At 41.9% G+C, this 24442-nt stretch carries 16 protein-coding genes and 4 pseudogenes; 6 read left to right on the top strand and 14 right to left on the bottom strand.

Features of this window, described 5'->3' with window-relative positions; genetic code table 11:
• Positions 1-431 precede the first annotated feature (431 nt).
• The 5 genes from RGF10_RS01900 to RGF10_RS01880 all read left to right on the top strand — a co-directional run bounded on the left by RGF10_RS01900 (position 432) and on the right by RGF10_RS01880 (position 5220).
• A complete protein-coding gene (locus RGF10_RS01900; protein ID WP_318506784.1) occupies positions 432-1091 on the top strand; it encodes a TorD/DmsD family molecular chaperone in 660 nt (219 codons plus the stop codon).
• Positions 1070-1213: a twin-arginine translocation signal domain-containing protein gene (locus tag RGF10_RS01895; RefSeq protein ID WP_318506781.1), complete on the top strand. Its 144-nt coding sequence runs from the start codon at positions 1070-1072 to the stop codon at positions 1211-1213. Before RGF10_RS01900 ends, RGF10_RS01895 begins: the two co-directional genes overlap by 22 nt.
• A complete protein-coding gene (locus RGF10_RS01890; protein WP_318506779.1) occupies positions 1183-3453 on the top strand; it encodes a DMSO/selenate family reductase complex A subunit in 2271 nt (756 codons plus the stop codon). Before RGF10_RS01895 ends, RGF10_RS01890 begins: the two co-directional genes overlap by 31 nt.
• A gap of 190 nt (positions 3454-3643) precedes the next feature.
• Complete coding sequence (locus tag RGF10_RS01885) at positions 3644-4219, top strand: DMSO/selenate family reductase complex B subunit (RefSeq protein WP_318506776.1); 576 nt, start codon at positions 3644-3646, stop codon at positions 4217-4219.
• 155 nt (positions 4220-4374) lie between these two features.
• Positions 4375-5220 carry a 4Fe-4S binding protein gene (locus RGF10_RS01880; RefSeq protein ID WP_318506774.1) on the top strand — a complete coding sequence of 282 codons (846 nt, stop codon included), beginning with the start codon at positions 4375-4377 and terminating at the stop codon, positions 5218-5220.
• A 684-nt stretch (positions 5221-5904) separates the two neighbouring features.
• Here RGF10_RS01880 and RGF10_RS01875 read toward each other — a convergent pair.
• The 9 genes and pseudogenes from RGF10_RS01875 to RGF10_RS01835 form a co-directional block, all read right to left on the bottom strand.
• Positions 5905-6246, bottom strand: coding sequence for a hypothetical protein (locus RGF10_RS01875; protein ID WP_318506772.1), 342 nt, complete (start codon positions 6244-6246; stop codon positions 5905-5907).
• Positions 6247-6443: 197 nt separating this feature from the next.
• A complete protein-coding gene (locus tag RGF10_RS01870) occupies positions 6444-7082 on the bottom strand; it encodes a thymidine kinase (RefSeq protein WP_318506770.1) in 639 nt (212 codons plus the stop codon).
• Between the two features lie 198 nt (positions 7083-7280).
• Positions 7281-7481, bottom strand: coding sequence for a 50S ribosomal protein L31 (gene rpmE, locus RGF10_RS01865; RefSeq protein WP_318506768.1), 201 nt, complete (start codon positions 7479-7481; stop codon positions 7281-7283).
• 293 nt (positions 7482-7774) lie between these two features.
• Positions 7775-9040 carry a transcription termination factor Rho gene (gene rho, locus RGF10_RS01860; RefSeq protein WP_412176666.1) on the bottom strand — a complete coding sequence of 422 codons (1266 nt, stop codon included), beginning with the start codon at positions 9038-9040 and terminating at the stop codon, positions 7775-7777.
• Between the two features lie 395 nt (positions 9041-9435).
• Positions 9436-10395 carry a class II fructose-bisphosphatase gene (gene glpX / locus RGF10_RS01855; protein ID WP_318506766.1) on the bottom strand — a complete coding sequence of 320 codons (960 nt, stop codon included), beginning with the start codon at positions 10393-10395 and terminating at the stop codon, positions 9436-9438.
• A gap of 54 nt (positions 10396-10449) precedes the next feature.
• Positions 10450-11736 carry a UDP-N-acetylglucosamine 1-carboxyvinyltransferase gene (locus tag RGF10_RS01850; protein ID WP_318506764.1) on the bottom strand — a complete coding sequence of 429 codons (1287 nt, stop codon included), beginning with the start codon at positions 11734-11736 and terminating at the stop codon, positions 10450-10452.
• Positions 11737-12001: 265 nt separating this feature from the next.
• Positions 12002-12642 (bottom strand): annotated as a pseudogene (fsa, locus tag RGF10_RS01845) (fructose-6-phosphate aldolase).
• A gap of 281 nt (positions 12643-12923) precedes the next feature.
• Positions 12924-13781 (bottom strand): class II fructose-bisphosphate aldolase, encoded by an 858-nt coding sequence (locus RGF10_RS01840; protein ID WP_318506762.1) that lies wholly within the window; start codon positions 13779-13781, stop codon positions 12924-12926.
• A 305-nt stretch (positions 13782-14086) separates the two neighbouring features.
• A pseudogene (locus RGF10_RS01835) lies at positions 14087-14457 on the bottom strand (response regulator).
• Between the two features lie 274 nt (positions 14458-14731).
• On the opposite strand from RGF10_RS01835, the gene RGF10_RS01830 reads away from it, so the two are divergent.
• A complete protein-coding gene (locus RGF10_RS01830; protein ID WP_318506760.1) occupies positions 14732-15250 on the top strand; it encodes a DUF2529 domain-containing protein in 519 nt (172 codons plus the stop codon).
• Between the two features lie 547 nt (positions 15251-15797).
• Here RGF10_RS01830 and RGF10_RS01825 read toward each other — a convergent pair.
• From RGF10_RS01825 to RGF10_RS01805, 5 genes and pseudogenes are all read right to left on the bottom strand, one after another.
• Positions 15798-17403: pseudogene (locus RGF10_RS01825) on the bottom strand (CTP synthase).
• Positions 17404-18086: 683 nt separating this feature from the next.
• Complete coding sequence (gene rpoE, locus RGF10_RS01820) at positions 18087-18653, bottom strand: DNA-directed RNA polymerase subunit delta (protein WP_318509297.1); 567 nt, start codon at positions 18651-18653, stop codon at positions 18087-18089.
• 483 nt (positions 18654-19136) lie between these two features.
• A pseudogene (gene icmF / locus RGF10_RS01815) lies at positions 19137-22404 on the bottom strand (fused isobutyryl-CoA mutase/GTPase IcmF).
• Positions 22401-23051: a TetR/AcrR family transcriptional regulator gene (locus tag RGF10_RS01810; RefSeq protein ID WP_318506758.1), complete on the bottom strand. Its 651-nt coding sequence runs from the start codon at positions 23049-23051 to the stop codon at positions 22401-22403. The pseudogene icmF and the gene RGF10_RS01810 overlap by 4 nt, the downstream one beginning before the upstream one ends.
• Before the next feature lie 233 nt (positions 23052-23284).
• Positions 23285-24424: an acyl-CoA dehydrogenase gene (locus RGF10_RS01805; protein ID WP_318506757.1), complete on the bottom strand. Its 1140-nt coding sequence runs from the start codon at positions 24422-24424 to the stop codon at positions 23285-23287.
• Between the last annotated feature and the right edge of the window lie 18 nt (positions 24425-24442).

Genomic DNA, 24442 nt, shown 5'->3' with positions numbered 1-24442 from the left:
AACATAGTTATTTTTTATAAAAAAAACGCGTTTTCACGCTGTTGAGTTAACTTGTTGGACTACTTAATTTTCAACCCATAACATTCTAATTATAGTATAGTCCGTCATCTCAGTCAAAAAGATTCTTTAGAAATCTGTTTTCTTTCTATTAGAAAAATGCTTCCATTTAATTCTTAAAATAATATTAAAATTTCAATTTCGTCCATATTTTGTCTTAGCATTTTGAAAAATATGTGAAAACATTGGAACCAGAAGTAATGTAAAACGGCAATACGTTACAATTAGAGTAATACCGAAAAATCTTTTATTATACTGATATTATGAAGGGATTGATGTGACTAAAATCATCTACCCTGGTTTTTGGGTGTAATTTAGCCGTATATATTGTGAATTATTTCACAATATAAAATACTTCGTAGAGGATTGGTCTTATGCAGCAATTGTTTGATTATTTTAAGGCCCGACAAAATTTTTATCAGTTTTTACAATTACTATTTTTCGAACCCATCTCCAAACATGTGATTATACACCTTAAAGATAATGGGAATCTTGAAGAGCTAAAAGCGTTAGATGAGGCCGGTGCCCTCCTTTATCAGTTTTTTGACCAAGCCACCGACGCTGATCTTCTAGTACAAAAGGAAGAATTCCACAGATTATTTACTGGCCCAGAAACGATTCTTGCTCCACCATGGGAATCCGTTTATCGCAGTAAGGAAGGTTTGCTTTTTGAAGAAACGACCTACCAGGTTCGCGAGCTTTATCATCAATATGGCTTAAAATTTGTTGGTGAAAACAATGAGCCCGATGATCATATTGCAATTGAACTGGAATTTCTACTCTATTTAAACGATTTGACTTTAGCACAAACCAATGATGAAAAATTAGAAAAGCTTTTGGAGCAGCAAATTTACTTCCTAGAACAGCATATGCAGCAATGGATCCCTGCGTTTTGCGAGAAAATCTTAAAAAATACTGATAGTTCCTTATATAAAGGTGCAGCATTACTACTATTGGATTTTATGCAATCAGATTATGAATCTATAATCGAAATAAAGGAGGCATTTGCATCATGGCAGATAAAAAGCCACTAATTTCAACGAATATGAAGCGCCGTACGTTTTTAAAATGGACCGGAGCCGCTGCTGTTCCCGTTATTGCCGGGGAATTGGCACGAAGCTTTTGGTGGATCGCAAGGCAGAGAAAAGTAGTATAGCAAAAGAGGATGATAGTCCAGAAACTATTGTTACAACCTGTAGTGTAAATAACTGCGGCGGACGTTGTTTAATTAAAGCCCATGTTAAAGATGGCGTCGTCGTACGTTTGACCACAGATACATCGAATAAAGATTTAAAAACTCCTTCGCTGAAGGCTTGTGTGCGTGGACGAAGCTACCGTTCGATGCTTTATCATCCTGACCGCTTAAAATATCCGATGAAGCGGGTTGGTAAGCGGGGCGAAGGAAAGTTTGAGCGTATCTCTTGGAAAGAAGCGGTTGATACAATTGCTTCTGAAATGAAGCGCATTGGCGATAAGTATGGACCTGAATCCCGCTATGTAAACTATGCATCCGGGAACCAAGGTATCTTAGCTGGCCGAAACGCGGCGCGTAGATTGCTTTCAATGACAGGTGGTTTCCTAGGTTACACCAATGACTATAGCTCTGGCTGTAGTAATGTTGCCACACCTTATACCTATGGGATCAATAATACAGGAAGCAGCTATGATAGCTTGCTTCATTCAAAATTAATCATTCTTTGGGGACAAAATCCGGCAGAAATTATTTTCTCCACTCCTTATCGTGATTTCTTAATGCAAGCGAAGAAAAATGGCGCAAAATTCATCGTCATTGACCCACGTTATACAGATACTGCGGTAACCTATGCCGATGAGTGGATTCCGATCTTACCAACAACGGATACCGCATTGATGGATGCAATGGCGTATGTAATTGTAACCGAGAATTTACATGACCAGGAATTCCTCGACAAGTATTGCGTCGGCTTTGATAGTAAAACAATGCCAGCCGGTGCACCAAAAAATGAATCAGTGAAGAGCTATTTACTTGGCGAGAAGGATGGGATTGCGAAAACGCCGGAATGGGCCGAAAAAATCTGCCGTGTACCTGCAGAAAAAATTCGTGAAATCGCCCGCCTATATGCAACAACGAAACCCGCTGCTCTCATTCAAGGCTGGGGACCACAACGTCAGGCCTATGGTGAGCAAGTAATGCGTGCTGGTGCACAGCTTGCATGTATTACCGGTAACGTCGGGAAGCTTGGCGGCTGGGCTGCAGGAACAGGCTATTATTCTCGTAAAAGCATCGTCTTCCCTTTTAGCTTCGAAAATCCGATTAAAGCGACGATTCCTTGCTTCCTATGGACAGATGCTGTCGAAAGAGGCACGGAAATGACCGCCGCAGACGGCTTAAAGGGTGCAGATAAATTACCAACGAATATTAAAATGATTTTCAATATGGCCGGCAACATGCTTGTCAACCAGCATGCCAATATTAACAAAACAACAGCGCTCCTGCAGGATGAAAGCAAGGTTGAATTCATTGTTGCTAGTGATATATTCATGACCCCTAGCGCGAAGTATGCTGATATTTTGTTACCAGGAACAACCTTCTTTGAACGTGATGATATCGGAACACCTTGGTCAAATGGTGACTACGTCATCCTAGGAAATAAAACAATTGATCCGCTATATGAGTGCCGAAATGAATATGAAGTGTTTGCTGAAATTGCCGATAAATTGGGTGTGAAGGAAAAATTTACCGAAGGCAAAACGATGCTTGATTGGGTTAAAACAGCGATCGAAAAAACACGCGCAGAAATCGACCCTGAATTCCCTACCTATGAAGAATTCAAGAAAAAGGGTGTTCACTATTACCAATACGATGAACCTGAAATTGCTTTTAAAGCGCAAATCGAAGACCTAGCTAATAACCCGTTCGAAACTCCATCTGGAAAAATCGAACTGTTCTCTCAAGCACTATATGATATGAAAAACCCTGAAGAAATACCAGCAATCGGTCGATATGTTTCATCTTGGGAAGGGCCAGAGGATCCACTGATCAAAACATATCCACTGCAAATGATTAGCTGGCATTACAAACGCCGTTGTCACTCCACACACGACAATAACGAGTGGTTAGAAGAAGCAGCTAAGCAAGAAATGTGGATGAACCCAATTGATGCCTGGGCCCGTTCGATTAAAGATGGCGATCGCGTTAAAGTCTTTAATGGTCGCGGTGAGCTCGAAATGGATGTTAAAGTGACAGTTCGAATCGTTCCAGGAGTTGTCGCCATTCCACAGGGCGGCTGGTATAGCCCGAACAAAAAAGGAATTGACCAACGTGGAGCAGCCAATGTTCTAACATCACAGCGTCCTACACCATTGGCAAAAGCGAACCCGCAGTTAACAAACCTTGTTCAGGTTGAGCGAGCTTAATCATAAATTTATGCAGAAAGTGGACAGCGGCTATAAGCATTGCATATATACGCTTAACTTTTAACGGAAGTTCACGTACAAAATTTAAGCCTGCTCTAGTCGCTGGTTCCACATCTGCTAGACTGATAGTTTGCCATATTACTTCTATCAAAAAACAAAAATATCCTTATTTTTAAAGGAGTGAAGAATCTTGACGCAGTTAGGATTTTATATAAATCAAGCCATTTGTATTGGCTGTAAGGCTTGTACGGTCGCCTGTAAGGACAAAAACAATCTAGATGTCGGCATGAACTTCCGCCGCGTATACTCCTATGAAGAAGGCGTATATACGCAAATCGGCAATGGCTTTTCACCACAAATTGCCGCTTACACGTTTTCGATTGCCTGTAACCACTGTGATAATCCGGCCTGTGTGAAAAATTGCCCAACAGGTGCAATTAAAAAACGCTCAGAAGACGGCGTTGTTGTCATTGAGCAGGACGTCTGCATCGGCGCGAAGGCTTGCATCATCGCCTGTCCGTACGGCGCACCTCAATTCAATGCGAAAATCAATAAAACAAACAAATGTAACCTTTGTATCGACCTTATGGAAAAAGGCGAGGATCCCGTGTGCGTTACAACCTGTGTCATGAATGCAATCGAATTCGGCGAGATTGAGAAACTTCGTAAAAAGTATGGTGAGGTTGCACAAATCAAAGGCATGCCGAGTGCTAGCATAACTAACCCAAATCTCGTCATCACTCCACATCGTGACGCAAAACTGTAGGATTTTTTTAGGAAAATAAAGCAGTTTACAATTGGGCCGTGTTTTTCAGAGCATAACTTTGAACCATTTGGGAAGATGGTTTTTAATAACAAAAGACAGGCCCCTTTTTCGATCAAGTATTCTAGCAGATAATCCATTCTGGGTAGGTGAGACCCTTGTCACTTATTTTAAAATGGCTCGAGAGCCTTTCAATTGACCAAACCATAACAGATCGTTGTTCTCGGCAGGTAAGTCCAAAATCCACCTGCACCACATGCATTGAGCATTGCGATACGGAAGCTTTAACGCTTGTCGAGAACAAAATCAAGCTCGATGTGAACAAATGTGATTCATGTGGTGAATGCATTATTGCTTGTCCAATAGCGTCGATTAGCGGGACGGTCCCAAGTAGGACGATCAAGAACGGGAAGCTCTACTATGAGCCCCATTTCTGTCCAACACTTAAAGAATTGCTCATTTTACGAAAAAGAGGACTGAAGGGAATCGCCATCCCGAGTGAGTGGAATGATGAGCAGTGGGAAAAGGTGATCGCGGAAACGAATGAGGTTTTGACCAAGTTGGAAATGACGCCGCTGGTTTTTGTAAAAGCCGAAGCTGTGAAGGAACAAGCGTTAACGCGGCGTGAGCTCTTTACGACTGCCCGCACCAGGAGTCAGAGCTTAGCTAAAGAATTAGCACCTGCTGCCTGGCGGCAAAATCCAAATGCCTGGTCCCTGCCCCATTATTATCAAGACATCCAGTTTTACCAAGTGGAGCTGGATCTTGATCAGTGCTCATTTTGCGGGAGCTGCTTTACTTTGTGTAAGCAAGGAGTTTTTGATCAATCTGAAACGGAGCTTTCAATCGATAATCAAAAATGTACTAATTGCAAGCTGTGCAGCGATGCCTGTCCTGAAGGAGCAATTTCCGTTTCGGAAAGGTTGGGAGCACGCACCGTTGAGGTCCATCAAGTTTTTACCTGGCAAGTGCAAGCGCTGCAAGTCAACGTTCCATTCATTTGACGAGGGCACAGAGCTGTGTCATGTTTGCGTTAGCTTACCTTCTGATTGGTTAATGCCATGATTGAAGTTGAACCGCCGTTTTGGTTTTAATAAAGAGGGACAATCGCATAGGTGCGGTTGTCCTTTTTTAGTCCTTTTTGGTTCACGCGAGCGGAAGCGAGCTTTAGACGGAGCAAAGTCCGTAAACCGTGCAAATATCTAATTGCGTGTGCATATCCACAACTAAACGTGCATAAATTTCAAAAGTTGAACCATATATTTTAAAAGTCGTGCATATATTTAAAAAGTTGTATCATATTTTTTTGAAACTACGTCATATCCATAATTAAACGTGCATATGTGCAAATTTGTGTGCATATAAACTACCGAATTTAACTCACTTTTATTAAAAAATGGTTTATTTCTTAAAAAAACCAAATTTAATGAGTAAAATTTAGTATTTTAAACTTAAAATGGCTATTTATTTATCAAAACCGGTCTATTTTCACTACAAACATCTAAATTTCTGAATTAAACATCACAGCTTTATATTAAAAGCAGGTAGTGCAACAGCTTATCGTTGTTTATCATCTACCACACGTACTTCAATAATGAAGCGTGGCAATGACTGGGTTAATTGTGAATGGAGTTTGGCTCTAGCCGCTATTTCTTGCTTGTTTGTTAAATTTCGTTTCGGATAAACATTTACATACATGGCATCAGCGGTAATCCAGATCGAACCTGGGCGAAAGGCATTAGACCGGTCACGACACCGCGAGCTTGGTTTATTGCTTTCCCTCTGTTATCAGCACCACCATTTGTATTTAACAGGTTTGGGTTTTGATCGCTCATCGTCTGACCACGGGCATTTTCGGCCCTAGTATTGTTATTGTTGGATAGTGGCCTAATTGCATTATCATCGTCGACTCTGTCCGCTTTATTTGCGCTGTATTGCTCGTTTGAGGAGCAACCAGCTAGCGTTGTTGTAACAGTGGCAATCATTAAGAGCAGAAATAAGGTCATTGGCATTAAGTTTAATTTTTTCATTTTTGACATACCTCCTAATGGTAGTATGTCCAGTGCTGTGGGATTTTAGGATGGTGGTTTTTGACTGGTTGGTAGGCTGGCGGTAGTAATTGGAAGCTATTTAACAGCTATAAAAAAACCCGAACCAACTCTCTTAACAAGAGTCGGAACGGGTTTCTTTGTATATCAGTTTAATCGCTTAGCTTAGCCTATCCTATCTATTTTTCACTGCTGCTTCCTACCGAGTTATTCTCCTTCGCTTGACTCTCATCTTCGCTACTAGTTTTCGGCACTTCGTGATGGTGGCGGCACCTTGGCTCATAAGCTTCGGAGGCTCCGACCAAAATGACGGGATCGTGGTAAGAGGCTGGCCGGCCATTGATTAAGCGTTGAGTACGGCTTGCTGGTGAACCACATTCAGCACACACAGCCTGGAGCTTAGTCACTTGTTCAGCAATTGCCATTAGCGCAGGCATTTGACCGAACGGCTCACCGCGAAAATCTTGGTCTAAGCCTGCAGTTATCACTCGATAGCCACTATCAGCGAGCTGCTGGATGACAGCGACGATGTCTTCATCGAAAAATTGAACCTCGTCGATTGCGATGACATCTACTTCATCATCAATAAATTGAAAAATTTCGCTTGAATCCGCGATTGGATGAGCGATAAATGATGCACCATTGTGGGAAACAACAGCTTCCTCGCTATACCGATTATCAATTCTAGGCTTAAATACGACAACTTTTTGTTTAGCAAATTGCGTTCTTTTTACACGGCGAATAAGCTCCTCTGACTTCCCGGAAAACATGCTTCCACAGATTACTTCGACCCAACCGCTTTGTTTCATTACGTACATGAACGGCCTCTCCTTCCACGTCCATTGATCTATCCTTAACTTAAACAAATCGTGATTTTTTTATGAAAAAAGGGTCCAAATCATTGTCTGAATGATTTTACCCTTGATTGATTCTTTTATAATACGGTTTTAAAAAACAAAAAACAGGCAAGGAGGTATGAAACTGCTTGCCTGCTTTCATGCAATTTTACTTGGTAATTACTTAATACCGTATTTTTTGTTGAAACGGTCAACTCGTCCGCCTGCTTCAGCAAACTTCTGACGACCTGTATAGAATGGGTGGCATTCAGAACAAGTTTCAACTTTAAGTTCTGGTTTAACTGAACCAGTTTCGAACTCGTTACCACAAGCACATTTCACCAATACAGTTTTGTAATTTGGATGAATTCCTGCTTTCATTCTTTTCATCTCCTTCCGCCCTGAATCTTTCGAAACAGAGTTATCTATTACAGGTTAGAACAAATTCTAACTCCGTAAAACTTCAAAAACACACTGAAATTATTATAACAAGCTAACCTGTGATTTGCAACAAAGGAATTGTGGCAAAACCCCTCACAAATCCACATGGATAATATTACCGAATCAAAATCACTTTACCCCATTACAGCAGCGGGGGGCTGTCCCCCGCTACTTCACCGCAATACAGCAACGGGGGACAGACCCCCGCCACTTCACCGCGGTGGAGTACGACTTTAGCCGCGTTTGGCTTTTATTTCGTCTCCGAGCATGTTGAAGAAGTCTTCGTTTGTTTTGGTTGTACGTAGTTTTTTCAGGAACTTCTCGGCAAAATCTGGTGAATCTGTCATAGATTTGCGGATAGCCCATAGTTTGTCCAATTGATCCTTTGGTAGAAGAAGCTCTTCCTTCCGAGTACCAGAGCGACGAATATCCAAGGCTGGGAAGATTCGACGTTCAGCTAAGCTACGGTCAAGGTGCAATTCCATGTTTCCAGTACCTTTAAATTCTTCATAAATTACGTCGTCCATACGTGAACCTGTATCAACAAGCGCCGTTGCCAAGATTGTCAAGCTACCGCCCTCTTCAATATTTCGGGCTGCCCCGAAGAAACGCTTCGGACGATGGAAAGCTGCTGGGTCAATCCCCCCAGAGAGCGTACGACCGCTTGGTGGGATAACTAAGTTATAGGCACGAGCTAGACGTGTAATGCTATCCATTAAAATGACAACATCACGCTTATGCTCAACAAGGCGCATGGCCCGCTCAAGCACGAGCTCTGCCACTTTAATATGGTTTTCAGGAACCTCGTCAAAGGTTGAGCTGACGACATCACCAGCGACAGAACGCTCGATGTCGGTTACCTCTTCTGGACGTTCGTCAATAAGTAGAACAATCAGCTCAGCATCGGGATGATTGGATGTAATGCTATTGGCGATTTCTTTTAGAAGCATGGTTTTACCGGCTTTAGGCGGGGCAACGATCAATCCACGCTGTCCAAAGCCTACAGGGGCTAGGATATCCATAATTCGTGTTGAGAGATGTCTTGGAGATGTTTCAAGCTTCATTAAGCGGTCTGGATATAATGGTGTTAAGGCTGGGAAATGGACCCGTTCTTTTGCTGTCTCAGGGTCATCACCGTTAACGGCTTCAACATGGAGTAAGCCAAAATAACGTTCGTTTTCTTTAGGAGGACGAACCTTTCCGGAAACTTTGTCACCGTTTCTTAAATCAAAACGACGAATTTGCGATGCAGAAATATAAATATCCTCTGAACTCGGTGAATAATTAATCGGTCGCAAGAAGCCAAAGCCCTCGGATTGAATGATCTCGAGAACACCTTCCATAAAGAAGTAGCCTTGCTGTTCAGCACGAGCTTTTAATATCGCAAAAATTAATTCTTTTTTCGTTAATTTACTGTAATATGATACTTTCAACTGACGCGCATGCTCGTACAGTTCCTTCAGTTTCATATTTTCTAAACTTGAAATGGTTAGTTCCATGATTACACCACACTTTTACAGATTCGTATGTTCCACCATATAATGGTAAAAATAATTATTATAATGATATGGATGGAAAAAATAGTAAGATTTATATTTCGAAGATTTCTTGAAGTATAAGAAGAGTAAAAAATTATACGTAGATAACTTTTACAAAAGGGAAAAAACAATTAATATTTTACCCTTATTTGTAAAAAATAATCAACTAATATTTTCAAGAAAGGAACTAATAGTAGGACATTATGTGGCTTTATAGAAAAGAGGCTGACTCAAACAACAATCCCTAAACCACACAGACTCAAGCTCGACCCTTTTACTATAAAGGGATCAAAGCCTGACATGATGCGCAAAAGGCACTATTCTGAGTCAGCCAACTAGTTATTATTTACAATTTTTTAAAGAACAAGGTTTGGCTTTTTAGTTAAATAGTGCTTACCGTCAATGAAACGAACAGTACCTGTTTTCGCACGCATAACAACGGATTGTGTTGTTCCATGCGAACCTTTAAATTGGACGCCACGAAGCAATTCACCATCGGTTACACCTGTTGCAGCAAATATACAGTCGTCACCTTTAACAAGGTCTTCCATTCTAAGGACTTTATTTACTTCAATCCCCATTTTGTGACAGCGTAAGATTTCTTCCTCATTGGAAGGGATTAGCTTTCCTTGAAGTTCCCCGCCTAAACATTTTAGAGCAACGGCAGCGATTACTCCCTCAGGTGCGCCACCGATTCCGAATAAAATATCAACACCGGTGTGCTCGAAGGCAGTATTGATGGCTCCGGCAACGTCTCCATCATTAATCAATTTAATACGCGCGCCTGCTTCACGTATTTGGTCAATAATATGTTGGTGACGTTCGCGGTTTAACACCGTTGCAACGACGTCACAAACATCTTTATTTTTTGCCTTGGCAACAGCCTTAAGGTTGTCCAAAACTGATGCATTAATGTCGATTTTACCAACCGCTTCAGGGCCAACAGCAATTTTATCCATGTACATATCAGGTGCATGAAGTAAATTACCATGATCAGCAATCGCAATAACAGCAAGAGCGTTCCAGCCACCTGCAGCGACGATGTTGGTTCCTTCTAAAGGATCAACGGCTACGTCCACACCAGGGCCATGGCCTGTACCAAGCTTTTCGCCAATATAGAGCATCGGTGCTTCATCCATTTCACCTTCACCAATTACGACGACACCTTGCATTGGTATTGAGTTAAATTCATTTCTCATTGCAGTTGTAGCGGCATCATCCGCTTCGTCCTTTTTACCAAGTCCCATCCATCGGGCAGAAGCAAGTGCTGCCCCCTCTGTTACTCTGACTAATTCTAATGTTAAACTTCTCTCCATCGGTTTCCCGCCTCCCAATTGCATTGGTGCTATCTCTAGAAGTCTATCTTTTAGTTAAGTATTTTTTAATTGTTCTTTTTCTTCTTTTGTAAGCTCCTCGCGCCATACTGTTGCCCCTAGGCCTTGGAGCTTTTCAACGATGTGACTGTAGCCACGGTCGATATGCTCAAGCCCTGTTACCTCAGTAATTCCCTCAGCCATTAGGCCGGCAATCACTAACGCGGCACCAGCACGGAGGTCGCTTGCTTTCACTTTTGCTCCTTGAAGCTGGACAGGTCCATTGATAATAGCTGAACGTCCTTCCACCTTAATGCCGGCATTCATTCTGCGCAGCTCGTCAATGTGCTTGAAGCGTGCCCCATAGATGGTATCAGTTACAACAGCAGATCCTTCAGCCCTTGTTAAAAGTGAAGTAAATGGCTGCTGGAGATCGGTTGGAAAGCCCGGATAAACTAGTGTTTTAATATCAACCGCTTTCAATTTTTTCGTCGGATTGATAAACACTTGTTCGTCACTTTCCTCAATTACAACGCCCATTTCTCTCAACTTAGCAATCAAGGATTCGAGGTGTTCCGGAATGACATTATCGATGAGCAGACCTTCCCCAACTGCTGCTCCTAATATCATATAGGTTCCTGCTTCAATCCGGTCTGGAATAATTGTGTGACGACAGCCGTGAAGCTGATCAACACCATCAATACGAATGACATCGGTACCAGCACCTTTAATCTTCGCACCCATATTTGTAAGAAGTGTTGCTACATCAATGATTTCTGGCTCTTTTGCTGCATTTTCAATCACGGTCCGACCTTTTGCGCGAACAGCTGCAAGCATGATATTAATTGTTGCACCGACACTGACCACATCAAGATAAATTCGAGCACCACGAAGCTCGTCCGCACGCAAATAAATCGCTCCTTGCTCGTTGGTCACTTTTGCCCCAAGAGCTTCAAAGCCTTTGATATGTTGGTCAATTGGACGGGGTCCGAGATGGCAGCCGCCTGGTAAGCCAATGACAGCCTTTTTGAATCGACCAAGCATTGCTCCCATTAAATAGTAGGAAGCTCTTAGCTTTTTCACTTTTCCATTCGGCAAGGGCATGGAAATCATTGAGGTCGGATCCACTGTCATTTCATTGTTCGAAATATTAACTGTACCACCAATTTCTTCTAATAACCCCTTTAAGATTTGAACATCCGAAATATCAGGTAATCCTTCTATCGTAACAGGAGAATCTGCCATAATTGTTGCTGGAATTAAGGCAACTGCACTGTTTTTAGCACCACTAATACGCACGGTGCCTTTTAAAGGATAGCCGCCTGCAATTTTAAGCTTTTCCATTACTAGCTCCCTTCTAAGCCTTAAGTGAAGAATAATCGCTACAAAAACCTGTTGAAAGGTACTAAAATAAGCTCAGGCACCTTTAAGGCTTGTCTTTCTTTCACCCATATTATTATAGTAAATCTAAATCCATAACCTATTATACAGGTATCATTTTCCATTCGCAAAAGGCATAGTAAAATATACTAGCATTTTGCACAAATAAATCTATATTTTATACTGAAATTCAACGAAAGAATCGATGGGCTCCAGTATCAATTTTCACTTATCGGTTGTTCCAGTCTTTGATGAATGCCTCAATTCCTTTGTCTGTTAACGGATGTTTTGTTAATTCCGCAATGACTTTAAATGGAATCGTAGCAATATGTGCACCGCGAAGTGCTGCTTCGGTTACGTGCATTGGATGGCGAATCGATGCTGCAATAATTTGCGATTCGATGCCGTGCACATTGAAAATTTCAGAAATAGTAGAAATTAAATCAAGACCATTTTGGCCAATATCATCTAAACGACCAAGGAATGGAGAAACATATGTAGCTCCTGCTCTAGCAGCTAACAATGCTTGGTTTGCATTGAAAATAAGCGTTACATTCGTTGTAATTCCTTCTTGTGTTAAAGCATAGCAAGCTTTCAAACCATCTGGAGTCATTGGAAGTTTCACTGTAATGTTTGGAGCGATTGCAGCAAGCTCTTTCCCTCTTTGATCATTCCTTCTGCATCAAGGGCAATAACCTCAGCACTGACAGATCCCGGAACTAATTCGGCAATTTCACGAATACGATCGTGGAAGGCTACGTTTTTTTCTTTTGCTACAAGAGATGGATTGGTTGTTACACCAGCTAGAATTCCAAGTGCGTGTGCTTCACGAATTTCGTCAATATTTGCTGTATCGATAAAAAACTTCATTACTTTTTCCCCTGTCATGGCCGTTTATATTTTTGTTTTTTATTTTGTTCGATCGTGCCTGTTGATTTCCGCTGCAGGCACTCGCTTTCCGCGGGAGTCCTGGAGCCTCCTCGGCGCTTTTGCGCCTGTGGGGTCTCCCGTGCCACCTACTCCCGCAGGAGTCTCGTACCTTCCGCTCCAATCAACAATTGGAGCAAAATTTACAACGAGCTTTATTTTAAATAATGCACTGAAACCGCCCTCTAATTAGGGGCGGTTTCAATATGATCTATTCAACAAAATTACGCTTTGTTTGATGAACCAAATTCACGAATTTTGCCAATTACAGTTTCTTTGATTACGTCGCGAGCTGGTCCTAAGTATTTACGTGGATCGTACTCGTCAGGCTTAGCAGCCAATACTTCACGAACGGCTTTCGCAGAAGCAATTTGGTTTTCTGTATTAACGTTGATTTTAGCTGTTCCTAAAGATACAGCTTGTTGGATATCCTTTGTAGGGATTCCAGTTCCACCGTGAAGTACTAAAGGTACTCCAGTTAGGTTACCGATTTCTTCCATTTCTTTGAAACCTAAGTTTGGTTCACCTTTGTATGGTCCATGAACAGAACCAAGCGCTGGTGCTAGGCAATCGATGCCAGTACGTTTAACAAGGTCTACGCACTCTTGTGGGTCAGCGTAAATGATACCTTCAGCAACAACATCGTCCTCTTGTCCGCCAACTGTTCCTAATTCAGCTTCTACAGAAACACCCTTAGCGTGTGCATATTCAACCACTTTAGTTGTGATTTCAATGTTTTCCTCATATGGGTGGTGAGAGGCATCAATCATAACAGATGTAAAGCCAGCATCAATTGCTTCTTTACACTTTTCGAAGCTTGAACCGTGGTCAAGGTGAATCGCAACAGGAACGGTAATCTTAAGATCTTCTAATAGACCTTCTACCATTTTCACAACTGTCTTGAAGCCTGACATGTAACGAGCTGCACCTTCAGAAACACCTAGGATAACTGGTGATTTTTCTGCTTCTGCCGCTTGAAGGATTGCTTGTGTGAATTCAAGGTTATTAAGATTAAATTGTCCAACAGCATAGCCTTCTGCTTTTGCTTTGTTTAACATTTCTGTCATTGAAACTAAAGGCATTATTACTTCCTCCTTCTTGTTGATCGCAGTTGCTTTTCATTAGCAGTATTTCTTTATAAAGGGTAACCTTCAACTTACATGATTATGTACTCTTAAGAATCCTTCTTAAAAAAAAGAAACTAGCGACCCTATCGAACTCCATAAGTATAATACCAAAAAGAAAGTAGAAATGCTATGCTTCCGACACCGATTTACACTTTGTTCATAAAGCAAACGTTTTCTTCTCAGCTTTTTTTGAAAAATATAGAAAAAGCCCGAAAAATGTATAAATTTCTGCAGTTATTTCGGGGCATTTACCTAAGAATTTAATTTGAAGATACTGGAATATACTTGCGAACCGCTGCGCGAATATCGTCAATATCAAATGGTTTAGCAAAATGAGTCAGAGCTCCAAGGTCCTTAGCTTCTTGAATCATATCCAATTCTCCATACGCTGTCATAATGATGACACGAATATCAGGCTCCACAACCTTCATCCGCTTCAATATTTCAATTCCATCCATCCCGGAATTTTCATATCTAGTAAAACGAGGTCTGGAGTGTTTTTATTAACCACTTCTAACGCTTGAATACCGTTAGCCGCTTGGAATGTTTGATAGCCCTCTTTTTGTAATACTTCATTGAGCAATATTCTAATCCCAAATTGATCGTCTACGATTAAAACTTTTCCTTTCATACAATCCACCTCTTCTTTTTTAATGCTTCCCTTTTTTTAAAAATAATTCTAGGTTGCTTTAATGATAATTTTTTACAATTTTAACTATTTATTGGATTAGCGCTGATTTTAATTCCCAATTGGTATATTTCGAGTTTTGTGATGCGTTTTCCTGCCTATCAATGGAATGAAGACCTTTTTTCTAGAATAATGTTTCGACAGATTTTACTGTTTTTCGCAAAAAGAATATAATCTGAAGAAGTAAATTTGTTATGGAGGCTTACTCATGTTAAAAATGTTTTCAACGCAATTATCTGGTTTGTTTAAAAAAATCCAAGAGCAGAATGAATTTGAGCTCGAGGACGGCGCCCGACTTCTAGCTCAGGCTGTTGTTGGTGATGGATGTATCTATGTTCGTGGCTTTGGCGAAATGGAAGCGGTCGAAGCTGAGGCTGTTTTTGGTGCGGAGCCATTGGCGTATGTGAAAAAGTGGGAAAGCGATTTAGATTGCCGAGATGTGACGGGTGCGGATCGCGTGTTGATGTTCACTCGCTTTTCGAATGATGCCGATGCTATCGAGCTCGGGCGCGAACTGCATGAGCGTGGCCTAGCGTTTGTTGCGGTGTGTACGGTAGTAGATACTGAAAATAACCTTGGCGATTTGGCGGATGTCGTGATTGATCTAAAGCTTGCCAAAGGCTTGCTGCCAGGAGAAGAAGGTAATCGAATCGGCTATCCTGGGGCAATGGCTGGTTTGTTTGTTTATTATGCATTGAAATTCACGTTGGATGAGATTATGGAGGACGTGGAGTAGGTAAGTTAAATTGGTCGCAAGTTCGAAGTTGTGCATATCGAGGGAAAGCCGTGCATAACGCGTGCAGCCCGTGCATAAGTTTAAAAAGTTGTATCATAAATTTCTAAAGTTGTATCATAAATTTTTAAAGTCGTGCATATATTTTTTTAGTTGGATCATATCAAGCTTCAAACGTGCATAAGCAGTAAAATGCGTGCATATATTTGGGCTCAAACTTAAATTTTTTTAAAAATAGATATCCTTTTGGAGAAAATAGCCCTCACTTTATTAAAAAATTAACCATTTCAGCGTAGGAATCAGGAAAATTTAATCCTTTTTTTAAAATTGTTCGCTTTTTTTAATTTTTTAATTTCAGTAGTGCGATCTAAACTAGAACGATTACGATTTTTTCAATTACAAGGTTACAGATTCAATAAAATAAAAAACCTCGCCGGACAGGACATGCAACCAAGACAAGCTTGGTGGCACCCACTCCAAAGGCGAGGTTTTTCTATACTATCTCTATCAAGCCCCGCAAACCTGCAGGGCCATTTTCACTATACTATTTCTATTTTTCACCATATTGCAATGAAGCTTTGATGAAGTCACGGAATAGTGGTTGTGGGCGAGTTGGTCTTGATTTGAACTCTGGGTGGAACTGAGATGCCACGAACCATGGGTGATCGTTTAATTCGATAACCTCAACTAGGCGGCCGTCTGGGCTTGTGCCGGAGAACACGAAGCCTTCTGCTTCCATTGCTTGGCGGTAGTGATTGTTGAATTCGTAACGGTGGCGGTGGCGCTCGTATACGACTTCCTCACCGTATGCTTCGAATGCTTTTGATCCTGCAGTCAGCTTACAAGGGTACAAGCCTAAGCGCAATGTTCCGCCTAAATCCTCAATATCCTTTTGCTCTGGTAACAGGTCAATGACCGGATTTGTTGTTTCAGGGTTTAGCTCAGATGAATGTGCATCCTTTAATCCTCAGGACGTTGCGTGCATATTCGATCGATGCTAATTGCATTCCTAAGCAAATGCCTAAGAACGGTCTCTTTTGCTCACGAGCGTATTGTGTTGCTAAAATTTTCCCTTCGACACCACGATCGCCGAAGCCGCCAGGAACTAAAATTCCGTCTGCGTCTTCAAGTAATTGAGCTACGTTTTCTGCATTTACATGCTCTGCATTGATCCAATTGATTTCGATATCGGCATCAAATGAATACCCAGCATGTTTTAATGCCTCAACGATAGAAATGTAGGCATCCTGTAGCTCAACATATTTCCCAACAAGGGCAATTTTCGTTTTGCGGGAAAGATTGCTAACTTTGTCGACAAGCTGCTTCCACTCGGTCATGTCCGCTTCTGGAACGGCAAGCTTTAAGTGGTCACAAACGATTTGGTCAAGATTTTGCTCTTGAAGTGCTAATGGAATCGAATACAGTGTATCCGCATCCTGACACTCGATTACGGCATCTTTATCAATATCACAGAATAAGGCAATCTTATCCTTCATATCTTGTGAAATTGGCATTTCTGTACGAACAACAATCACGTTTGGTTGAATTCCAAGGCTACGAAGCTCTTTTACGCTGTGCTGTGTAGGCTTCGTCTTCATTTCACCAGCTGCCTTGATGTAAGGAACTAACGTACAGTGGATATACATAACGTTATGAGTACCGATATCGCTCTTGATTTGACGAATTGCTTCAAGGAATGGAAGTGACTCGATGTCCCCGACTGTTCCTCCGATTTCCGTGATTACTACGTCAGCATTTGTTTCATGGCCTGAACGGAAAACGCGCTCTTTTAATTCGTTTGTGATATGTGGGATAACCTGTACTGTACCGCCAAGATAATCACCACGGCGCTCTTTTTTCAATACGGAAGAATAAACTTTCCCAGTTGTTACGTTGCTGAACTTGTTTAGGTTAATGTCGATAAAACGCTCATAATGGCCTAAATCCAAGTCTGTTTCCGCACCATCATCGGTTACGAATACTTCACCATGCTGGTATGGACTCATAGTTCCTGGGTCCACGTTAATGTATGGATCAAATTTTTGAATCGTCACACTTAACCCTCTGTTTTTTAACAGTCGCCCTAAAGATGCTGCTGTTATCCCTTTTCCTAACGATGAAACTACACCGCCCGTAACAAAAATATACTTTGTCATAAAAGTTGCCTCCTCTTAAACAGTTTGTACAATTTAGCCTTTATTTAAAGACTCACATCGCAAATTCGTAGTGGGGAAAAACGTTTATGGCACTCGCCCTACAGGCAGCCATTCCATACCAATTACCATATTTAGCCTGTGTTAAATTTGAATGTTGATTTCCGCTTCAGGTGCTCCCTTTCCGCGGGGAGTTCCGGGAGCCTCCTCGGCGCTTTTGCGCCTGTGGGGTCTCCCGTGCCACCTTCTCCCGCAGGAGTCTCACACCTTCCGCTCCAATCAACAACGAGCTTTAACAAAGCCTCTTTTCAAATAAGAAAGAGTAGAAAGATATGAATATTATTCCTATATAAAACATAAAAAAACGCTCCGCCTACCACCTGGGTAAGGGAGCGTTCTAAGAATCAAACTTATCGTTGTCCTTTTTTAAGGAGCCCAAAAAGTATTCTACAAGCGCCTGTCGAAAAAGTCAAGAAAATATCGAAAGGCGGAAGGCGCCCGTTTATCGGCGACAAGCATAAGACGAGCCAGCCGAAAGGTTGTACTTTACCTTTTGGACGGATTGGCTTATGACCTCGAGCCGATGGCGCCTGCAGCTAGACAACTCGAAAAGTGAAAGCGGCCATGTAGCCCCGATTTCACACAAAAAAACGCTAGACTTAACTAAGTCCAGCGCCTCATCACAATTATTTTTCGTCTTCGTCGTCTAAATCTTCATCAAGATCATCATCTTCGTCAAGATCTGCATCATCGTCTAGGTCGATTTCTTCTAGCTCAGCGTCATCTTCGAGAAGATCATCATCGTCATCATCTAAGTCGTCATCAAAGTCATCATCGTCTTCGTCGAGAATATCGTCATCAAGCTCATCGACATCATCGAAACCAAGATCGTCGTCTTCTTCGATTTCATCAAAGTCTTCGAAGTCATCATCTTCGACAACTTTCTTCGCCTTCTTCTTCTTCGGTTTCACAGGTGTCACAATTTCTTCTTCAACCTGGTCAACTGGATACCACGTGCGTATCCCCCAACGATTGTCGCCTAATGCTAAAAAGCGGCCATCTATGTTCAAATCTGTATAAAATTGAGCGATACGCTGCTTTACTTCTTCATCAGTAATGTTCAATGTTTTCTTAATTTCATCAATGATCTCTGGAAACGCAACTGCTTGTTTCTTTCCAGATAAAAATTCGTACGCTATTTCGATAAAAGACATTTCTTGCAATTGCTCTTTTGAGTATTGTTCAAGACTCAATCTCCGCACTTCCTTTCACTATTAAAAACCCCTGAAGGGAATAAACACCCAAAATACATATTCTTCATTATAAACAAAATCCTACCGTTTATGCTAGTTCTATCTATCAATCCGTTATTTTTTTCTTCTTATTTAAGAGAATCATCGGTTTGCTTTGGGGTCTCTTTTAGTTTTTTAAATTGCCGGTAGGAAAGATAGAAAAGGAAAAAGGAAAGAAGAAAAAACGAAATTGCACCTAGCTGATGTGAATAAAGATAATATGTTCCAACGGCTGCCACTACGCTTAAAATTATGTATATGATTGGCTTCAAAGCACTCACATCCAAACTCAAATTATGTATTTACAAATGGTCGTAACAAAATGGTGGAACAGCAAAAGTCCAGATTCCAACCTACATTTCTCATTATATAAAAAAAACGGCAATAAAAACAGGTCTGACAAAAGCTTCTGTCAGACCCATTTCTGCTATTAGAAAATGATCTTTACATGTTACGACGATATTGACCGCCGACTTTGTAAAGTGCTTGGGTGATTTGGCCAAGACTTGCATACTTTACAGTTTCCATTAATTCAGCGAACACATTGCCACCGCTCATTGCTACTTGCTGAAGGCGAGCTAATGCTGCAGCGGTTTGATCACTGTGCTTTGCTTGGAATGCTCTCAAGTTCGTGATTTGTAATTCCTTCTCTTCGTTGGAAGCTCGAGCAATTTCCATATTGTTAATTTCTTCTGTCGAAGGTGGATTTGGATTCAAATACGTATTTACACCGATGATTGGCAATTCACCAGAATGCTTCTTCATTTCATAGTACATCGATTCATCCTGGATCTTTCCACGTTGGTATTGCGTCTCCATTGAACCAAGCACACCGCCGCGATCATCCATGCGCTCAAATTCCTTCAGAACAGCTTCCTCAACTAAATCGGTTAATTCCTCAACGATAAACGAGCCCTGAAGTGGATTCTCATTTTTCGTTAAGCCATGTTCTTTCGTAATGATCATCTGAATAGCCATCGCTCGGCGAACGGATTCCTCCGTTGGCGTAGTAATCGCCTCATCATAAGCATTTGTATGAAGTGAATTACAGTTATCATGCAAGGCCATAATTGCTTGCAATGTCGTGCGAATATCGTTAAAGTCAATCTCCTGCGCGTGCAGAGAACGACCAGAGGTTTGTACATGGTACTTCAGCTTTTGGCTCCGCTCATTGGCACCATATTTATCGCGCATTACGGTTGCCCAAATGCGGCGTGCCACGCGACCGATCACCGTATACTCAGGATCTAGACCATTAGAGAAGAAGTAAGACAGATTCGGTGCAAAGTCATCAATATGCATGCCTCGACTTAGGTAGTACTCAACGAACGTGAACCCATTCGCAAGCGTGAACGCAAGCTGCGAAATTGGATTCGCCCCAGCCTCAGCGATATGATAGCCAGAAATCGAAACAGAATAATAGTTGCGCACCTTTTGATCGATAAAATACTGCTGGATATCACCCATCATGCGCAGTGCAAATTCTGTTGAGAAGATACATGTATTTTGACCTTGGTCTTCTTTAAGGATATCAGCCTGAACTGTACCTCGAACCACTTGTAGGGTTTGCTCTTTTACCTCAACAATTTCTGCTTCCGTAAGCTCACGGCCAAGCTCTGCTTGTTTTTCTCGACCTGCTGATGAATCGCTGTATTCATGAACATCGCTAGGATAATTGGCGCCGGTCCATTGATCGTCATTGATACAGATGTTGATGGATGGCACAAATCAAAGCCTGCATACAACTTCTTCATATCATCTAAAGTACAAACGTTTACGCCACTTTCACCGATTTTTCCAAAAATGTCAGGACGGTGATCTGGGTCTTCTCCGTAAAGGGTTACAGAGTCAAACGCCGTACTTAAGCGCTTCGCAGTATCATCCTTTGACAGGTAGTGGAAACGGCGGTTCGTCCGCTCTGGTGTTCCTTCCCCAGCGAATTGACGCTTCGGATCTTCGCCCTCACGTTTAAACGGAAATACTCCGGCAGTGTACGGGAAGAAGCCTGGTACGTTTTCACGGTAAACCCAGCTTAATATTTCGCCATACTCTTTATATCTTGGTAAAGCAACCTTTGGAATGTCTGTTCCAGAAAGCGATTTCGTTTTTAAAATCGTGACGATTTCTTTATCACGAATCTTTGTAACAAATTTATCAGCCGCATATTTTGCTTTTGTCGCTTCCCAGTTGTTCAAAATATTTTTTGATTCTGGAGAAAGCTTTGCTTCTACGTCTTGCTTTAATGCTTCTAGTGAAGCAATGACTTCGGAGTTTGTTTCCTTTTCTTTTACTGCCTCAATCGCGCCTTCTAATTGGAATAAGCGACGGGCAAGCGCAACCTGCTCTTCAGCCTTTTTATGATAATTGCGAACGGTATCGGAAATCTCCCGTAAATAATAGCGTCGGTCATTCGGAATGATGATATTTTGTTTCTCTACCTTGGCATTCTTTGAGAAGGTCGTCGTCCAATTAGTACCAGCCTTTTCATTGATTTTTTCCACTAAAGCAGCAAACAATGCGTTTGTACCCGGGTCATTAAATTGGCTTGCAATCGTACCATAGACCGGCATGTCAGTATAATCCCGATCGAATAGCTCACGGCTGCGTTGGTATTGCTTTTGGACCTGACGAAGAGCATCCTCTGAGCCTTTGCGTTCAAATTTATTGATAACCACTAAGTCAGCGTAGTCAATCATGTCGATTTTTTCAAGCTGTGAAGGCGCACCAAACTCACTGGTCATGACGTAAAGCGCGACATCACAGATTTCAGCGATTTCAGCATCACCTTGCCCAATTCCACTTGTTTCAACGACGATTAGGTCAAAGCCTGCAGCTTTTGCGACCGCAATCGCATCTTTGATCGCTAACGAAAGCTCGCTTTTTGAACTTCTTGTTGCTAAGCTGCGCATGTAAACACGCGAATCAAAGATAGCATTCATGCGGATTCGGTCACCAAGCAGCGCACCGCCTGTTTTTTGTTTGGTTGGATCAACCGAAAGAATGGCAACGCGCTTCTCTGGAATTTCGTTGAGAAAACGACGAATTAATTCATCTGTTAACGAGCTTTTTCCTGCCCCACCCGTTCCAGGTAATTCCGATAACCGGGTACAGTGCTTTGCAATGTTTTGATTTCTGCTAAAACAGACTCTGCAGCCGCCGCGACTTCTGTTCCAATTTCAACATGCTGCTCAGCAAGCGTAATTAGTTTTGCAACCGCGTTTACTTCACCTGTTTTGAGCTTCTTAATATCTTCAGCTGTATTTTCGCCAACGGTTGGAAAATCAGTCTTTTCAAGCATGAGATTGATCATCCCTTGAAGACCTAAAATCCGCCCATCTTCTGGGGAGAAGAGTCGTGCAATTCCATAATCATGAAGCTCATCGATTTCCTTAGGAATAATAACTCCGCCACCGCCGCCGAAAATCTGGATATGTGAGGCGCCTTTTTCTTGTAAAAGATCATACATATATTTAAAATATTCAACGTGTCCGCCTTGATAAGAGGAGACGGCAATTCCTTGCGCATCCTCTTGAATCGCTGCATTTACAATCTCTTCAACGGAACGATTATGTCCTAGATGGATGACTTCAGCACCGCTCGACTGAAGGATTCGGCGCATTATATTAATTGTTGCATCATGTCCATCAAATAAACTGGATGCTGTTACAAATCGAATGTGGTGCTTCGGCTTATAGACCTTGGTTGTACTCATTTTCTCCCTTCCGGTTGTTTAATCATATATCCCTTTAATCCTTCAAAAATCCAATCCGTTTGCATTTTAATATAATCTTCAAGATTATATTGTTTTTGGATTGACCAGCGGCGGAATCCCCACATCTGGCCTTGGACCACGATATTATGAGCCAACAGATTGACTTCGTTTGGCGTCATATCCAGTTCGCCTTTGTCGACGACAAGCTGAATCACATCCTCAAGCATCGAAACCATCCCGATTTCCTTTTTTAGTACATAAGGGAGGGCATCCTTCGAGAGTGATTTTGCTTCCTGGTACATGACAAGAACTTCCTCCTGGACGTTATCCATGATCCGAAAGAAATTTTCAATCCCGTGGCGCAGGCTTTCAAGCGTCCCCTGGTGTGAGGCTAAGTCCTGCGCGAGCTGATCCTGCACCTCATCATAAATGCTGTCACAAACGAGATACAAAATATCCTCTTTTGACCTGATATATTCATAAAGGGTTCCAATACTGAAGCCAGCTTCCCTAGCAATCTCTCTTGTAGTGGTGCGATGGAACCCTTTTTGTTTAAATAGAGCAATAGCGCTTTTGATCATCTGGTTTCGTCTTATTTTTACAAGACGTTCATCCTTCACGGATGCATGCACTTCTCTCTTTTTCATGATTCCAACCGCCTTTTCACCTTCTTGCTGGATTATTAATGATTAGACTCTGCTAAAATTGTCTATTGATTTCCGCTCAAAGTGCTCCCTTTCCGCGTGGGAGTCTCGCACCTTCCGCTCTAATCAACACAGTGTACAAAAAGCATTCTCTTGTTCAAAGCCGTGGCTTAAATACATATTTTAGTCAATAAAAGGGACCTAGGCGTTCTTCCTAAGCCCCCAGCCATTGAAAATTATTTTGTAACCATCCGGGAAATAACTAATCGTTGAATTTCTTGTGTTCCTTCGTAAATTTGTGTGATTTTTGCATCGCGCATGAAGCGTTCCACTGGGTAATCCTTCGTATAGCCATAGCCGCCGAAAATTTGAACCGCATCCGTCGTTACCTTCATCGCTGTGTCGCCTGCAAATAGCTTCGACATCGCAGATTCTTTACCGTATGGAAGGCCTTCTGACTCTAACCATGCAGCCTGGTAAGTTAATAGACGTGAAGCTTCAACGCTTGTTGCCATGTCTGCTAGCTTAAAGCCAATCCCTTGTTGAAGTGCGATTGGTTTACCGAATTGGACGCGCTCTTTTGCATAGTCAACCGCTGCATCGAGTGCACCTTGAGCGATTCCAACAGCTTGAGCAGCAATTCCGTTACGGCCGCCATCAAGTGTCATCATCGCGATTTTGAAGCCTTCTCCTTCTTGACCTAGTAAGTTTTCAACTGGAACGCGGCACTCTTCGAAAATGATTTCAGTTGTAGGCGATGAACGAATCCCTAATTTCTTTTCCTTCTTACCTACAGAGAAGCCTTCAAAGCTGCTTTCAACGATAAATGCACTTGTTCCTTTTTGCTTGTTTTCTGGATCAGTTAAAGCAAAAACTACATAAATATCAGCAACGCCGCCGTTTGTGATAAAGATTTTTGCACCGTTTAATACGTAGTGGTCCCCTTCACGACGAGCAGTCGTTCTCATCCCACCAGCATCGGAACCGCTGCCTGCTTCAGTTAAGCCGTAGCCACCAATGCTTCTTCCTTCTGCCATTGGGCGTAAATATTTTTGCTTTTGTTCTTCGTTACCAAATTTAAAAATCGGCCAGCCTGCAAGTGAAGTATGAGCGGATAACGTAACACCTGTAGAGGCACATACGCGAGAAAGCTCTTCTACTGCGATACAATAAGCTAAGTAGTCACTGCCAATTCCGCCGTACTCTTCTGGCCAAGGAATCCCTGTTAAGCCTAGCTCTGCCATTTTGTCAAAAATCTCACGGTCAAAGCGCTCGTTTTCATCGCGCTCAGCTGCGCTTGGTGCAACCTCATTTCGAGCAAAATCCCGTACCATTTTGCGAATCATTTCGTGTTCTTCAGTTAATTTGAAATTCATTGTTATTTCCTCCAAAAA

Source organism: Bacillus sp. T3 (assembly GCF_033449965.1).
GTDB lineage: Bacteria > Bacillota > Bacilli > Bacillales > Cytobacillaceae > Bacillus_BU.
The sequence above is the reverse complement of the archived record's forward strand: the minus strand, read 5'-3'. Positions and strand labels throughout refer to the sequence as shown.

What these genes read in the sequence shown, in the direction of transcription:
- RGF10_RS01900 (WP_318506784.1), top strand. Translation starts at nt 432, where the DNA reads ATGCAGCAATTGTTTGATTATTTTAAGGCCCGACAAAATTTTTATCAG.
- RGF10_RS01895 (WP_318506781.1), top strand. Translation starts at nt 1,070, where the DNA reads ATGGCAGATAAAAAGCCACTAATTTCAACGAATATGAAGCGCCGTACG.
- RGF10_RS01875 (WP_318506772.1), bottom strand. Translation starts at nt 6,246, where the DNA reads ATGAAAAAATTAAACTTAATGCCAATGACCTTATTTCTGCTCTTAATG.
- RGF10_RS01870 (WP_318506770.1), bottom strand. Translation starts at nt 7,082, where the DNA reads ATGTACGTAATGAAACAAAGCGGTTGGGTCGAAGTAATCTGTGGAAGC.
- rpmE (WP_318506768.1), bottom strand. Translation starts at nt 7,481, where the DNA reads ATGAAAGCAGGAATTCATCCAAATTACAAAACTGTATTGGTGAAATGT.
- rho (WP_412176666.1), bottom strand. Translation starts at nt 9,040, where the DNA reads ATGGAACTAACCATTTCAAGTTTAGAAAATATGAAACTGAAGGAACTG.
- glpX (WP_318506766.1), bottom strand. Translation starts at nt 10,395, where the DNA reads ATGGAGAGAAGTTTAACATTAGAATTAGTCAGAGTAACAGAGGGGGCA.
- RGF10_RS01850 (WP_318506764.1), bottom strand. Translation starts at nt 11,736, where the DNA reads ATGGAAAAGCTTAAAATTGCAGGCGGCTATCCTTTAAAAGGCACCGTG.
- RGF10_RS01840 (WP_318506762.1), bottom strand. Translation starts at nt 13,781, where the DNA reads ATGCCTTTAGTTTCAATGACAGAAATGTTAAACAAAGCAAAAGCAGAA.
- RGF10_RS01830 (WP_318506760.1), top strand. Translation starts at nt 14,732, where the DNA reads ATGTTTTCAACGCAATTATCTGGTTTGTTTAAAAAAATCCAAGAGCAG.
- RGF10_RS01810 (WP_318506758.1), bottom strand. Translation starts at nt 23,051, where the DNA reads ATGAAAAAGAGAGAAGTGCATGCATCCGTGAAGGATGAACGTCTTGTA.
- RGF10_RS01805 (WP_318506757.1), bottom strand. Translation starts at nt 24,424, where the DNA reads ATGAATTTCAAATTAACTGAAGAACACGAAATGATTCGCAAAATGGTA.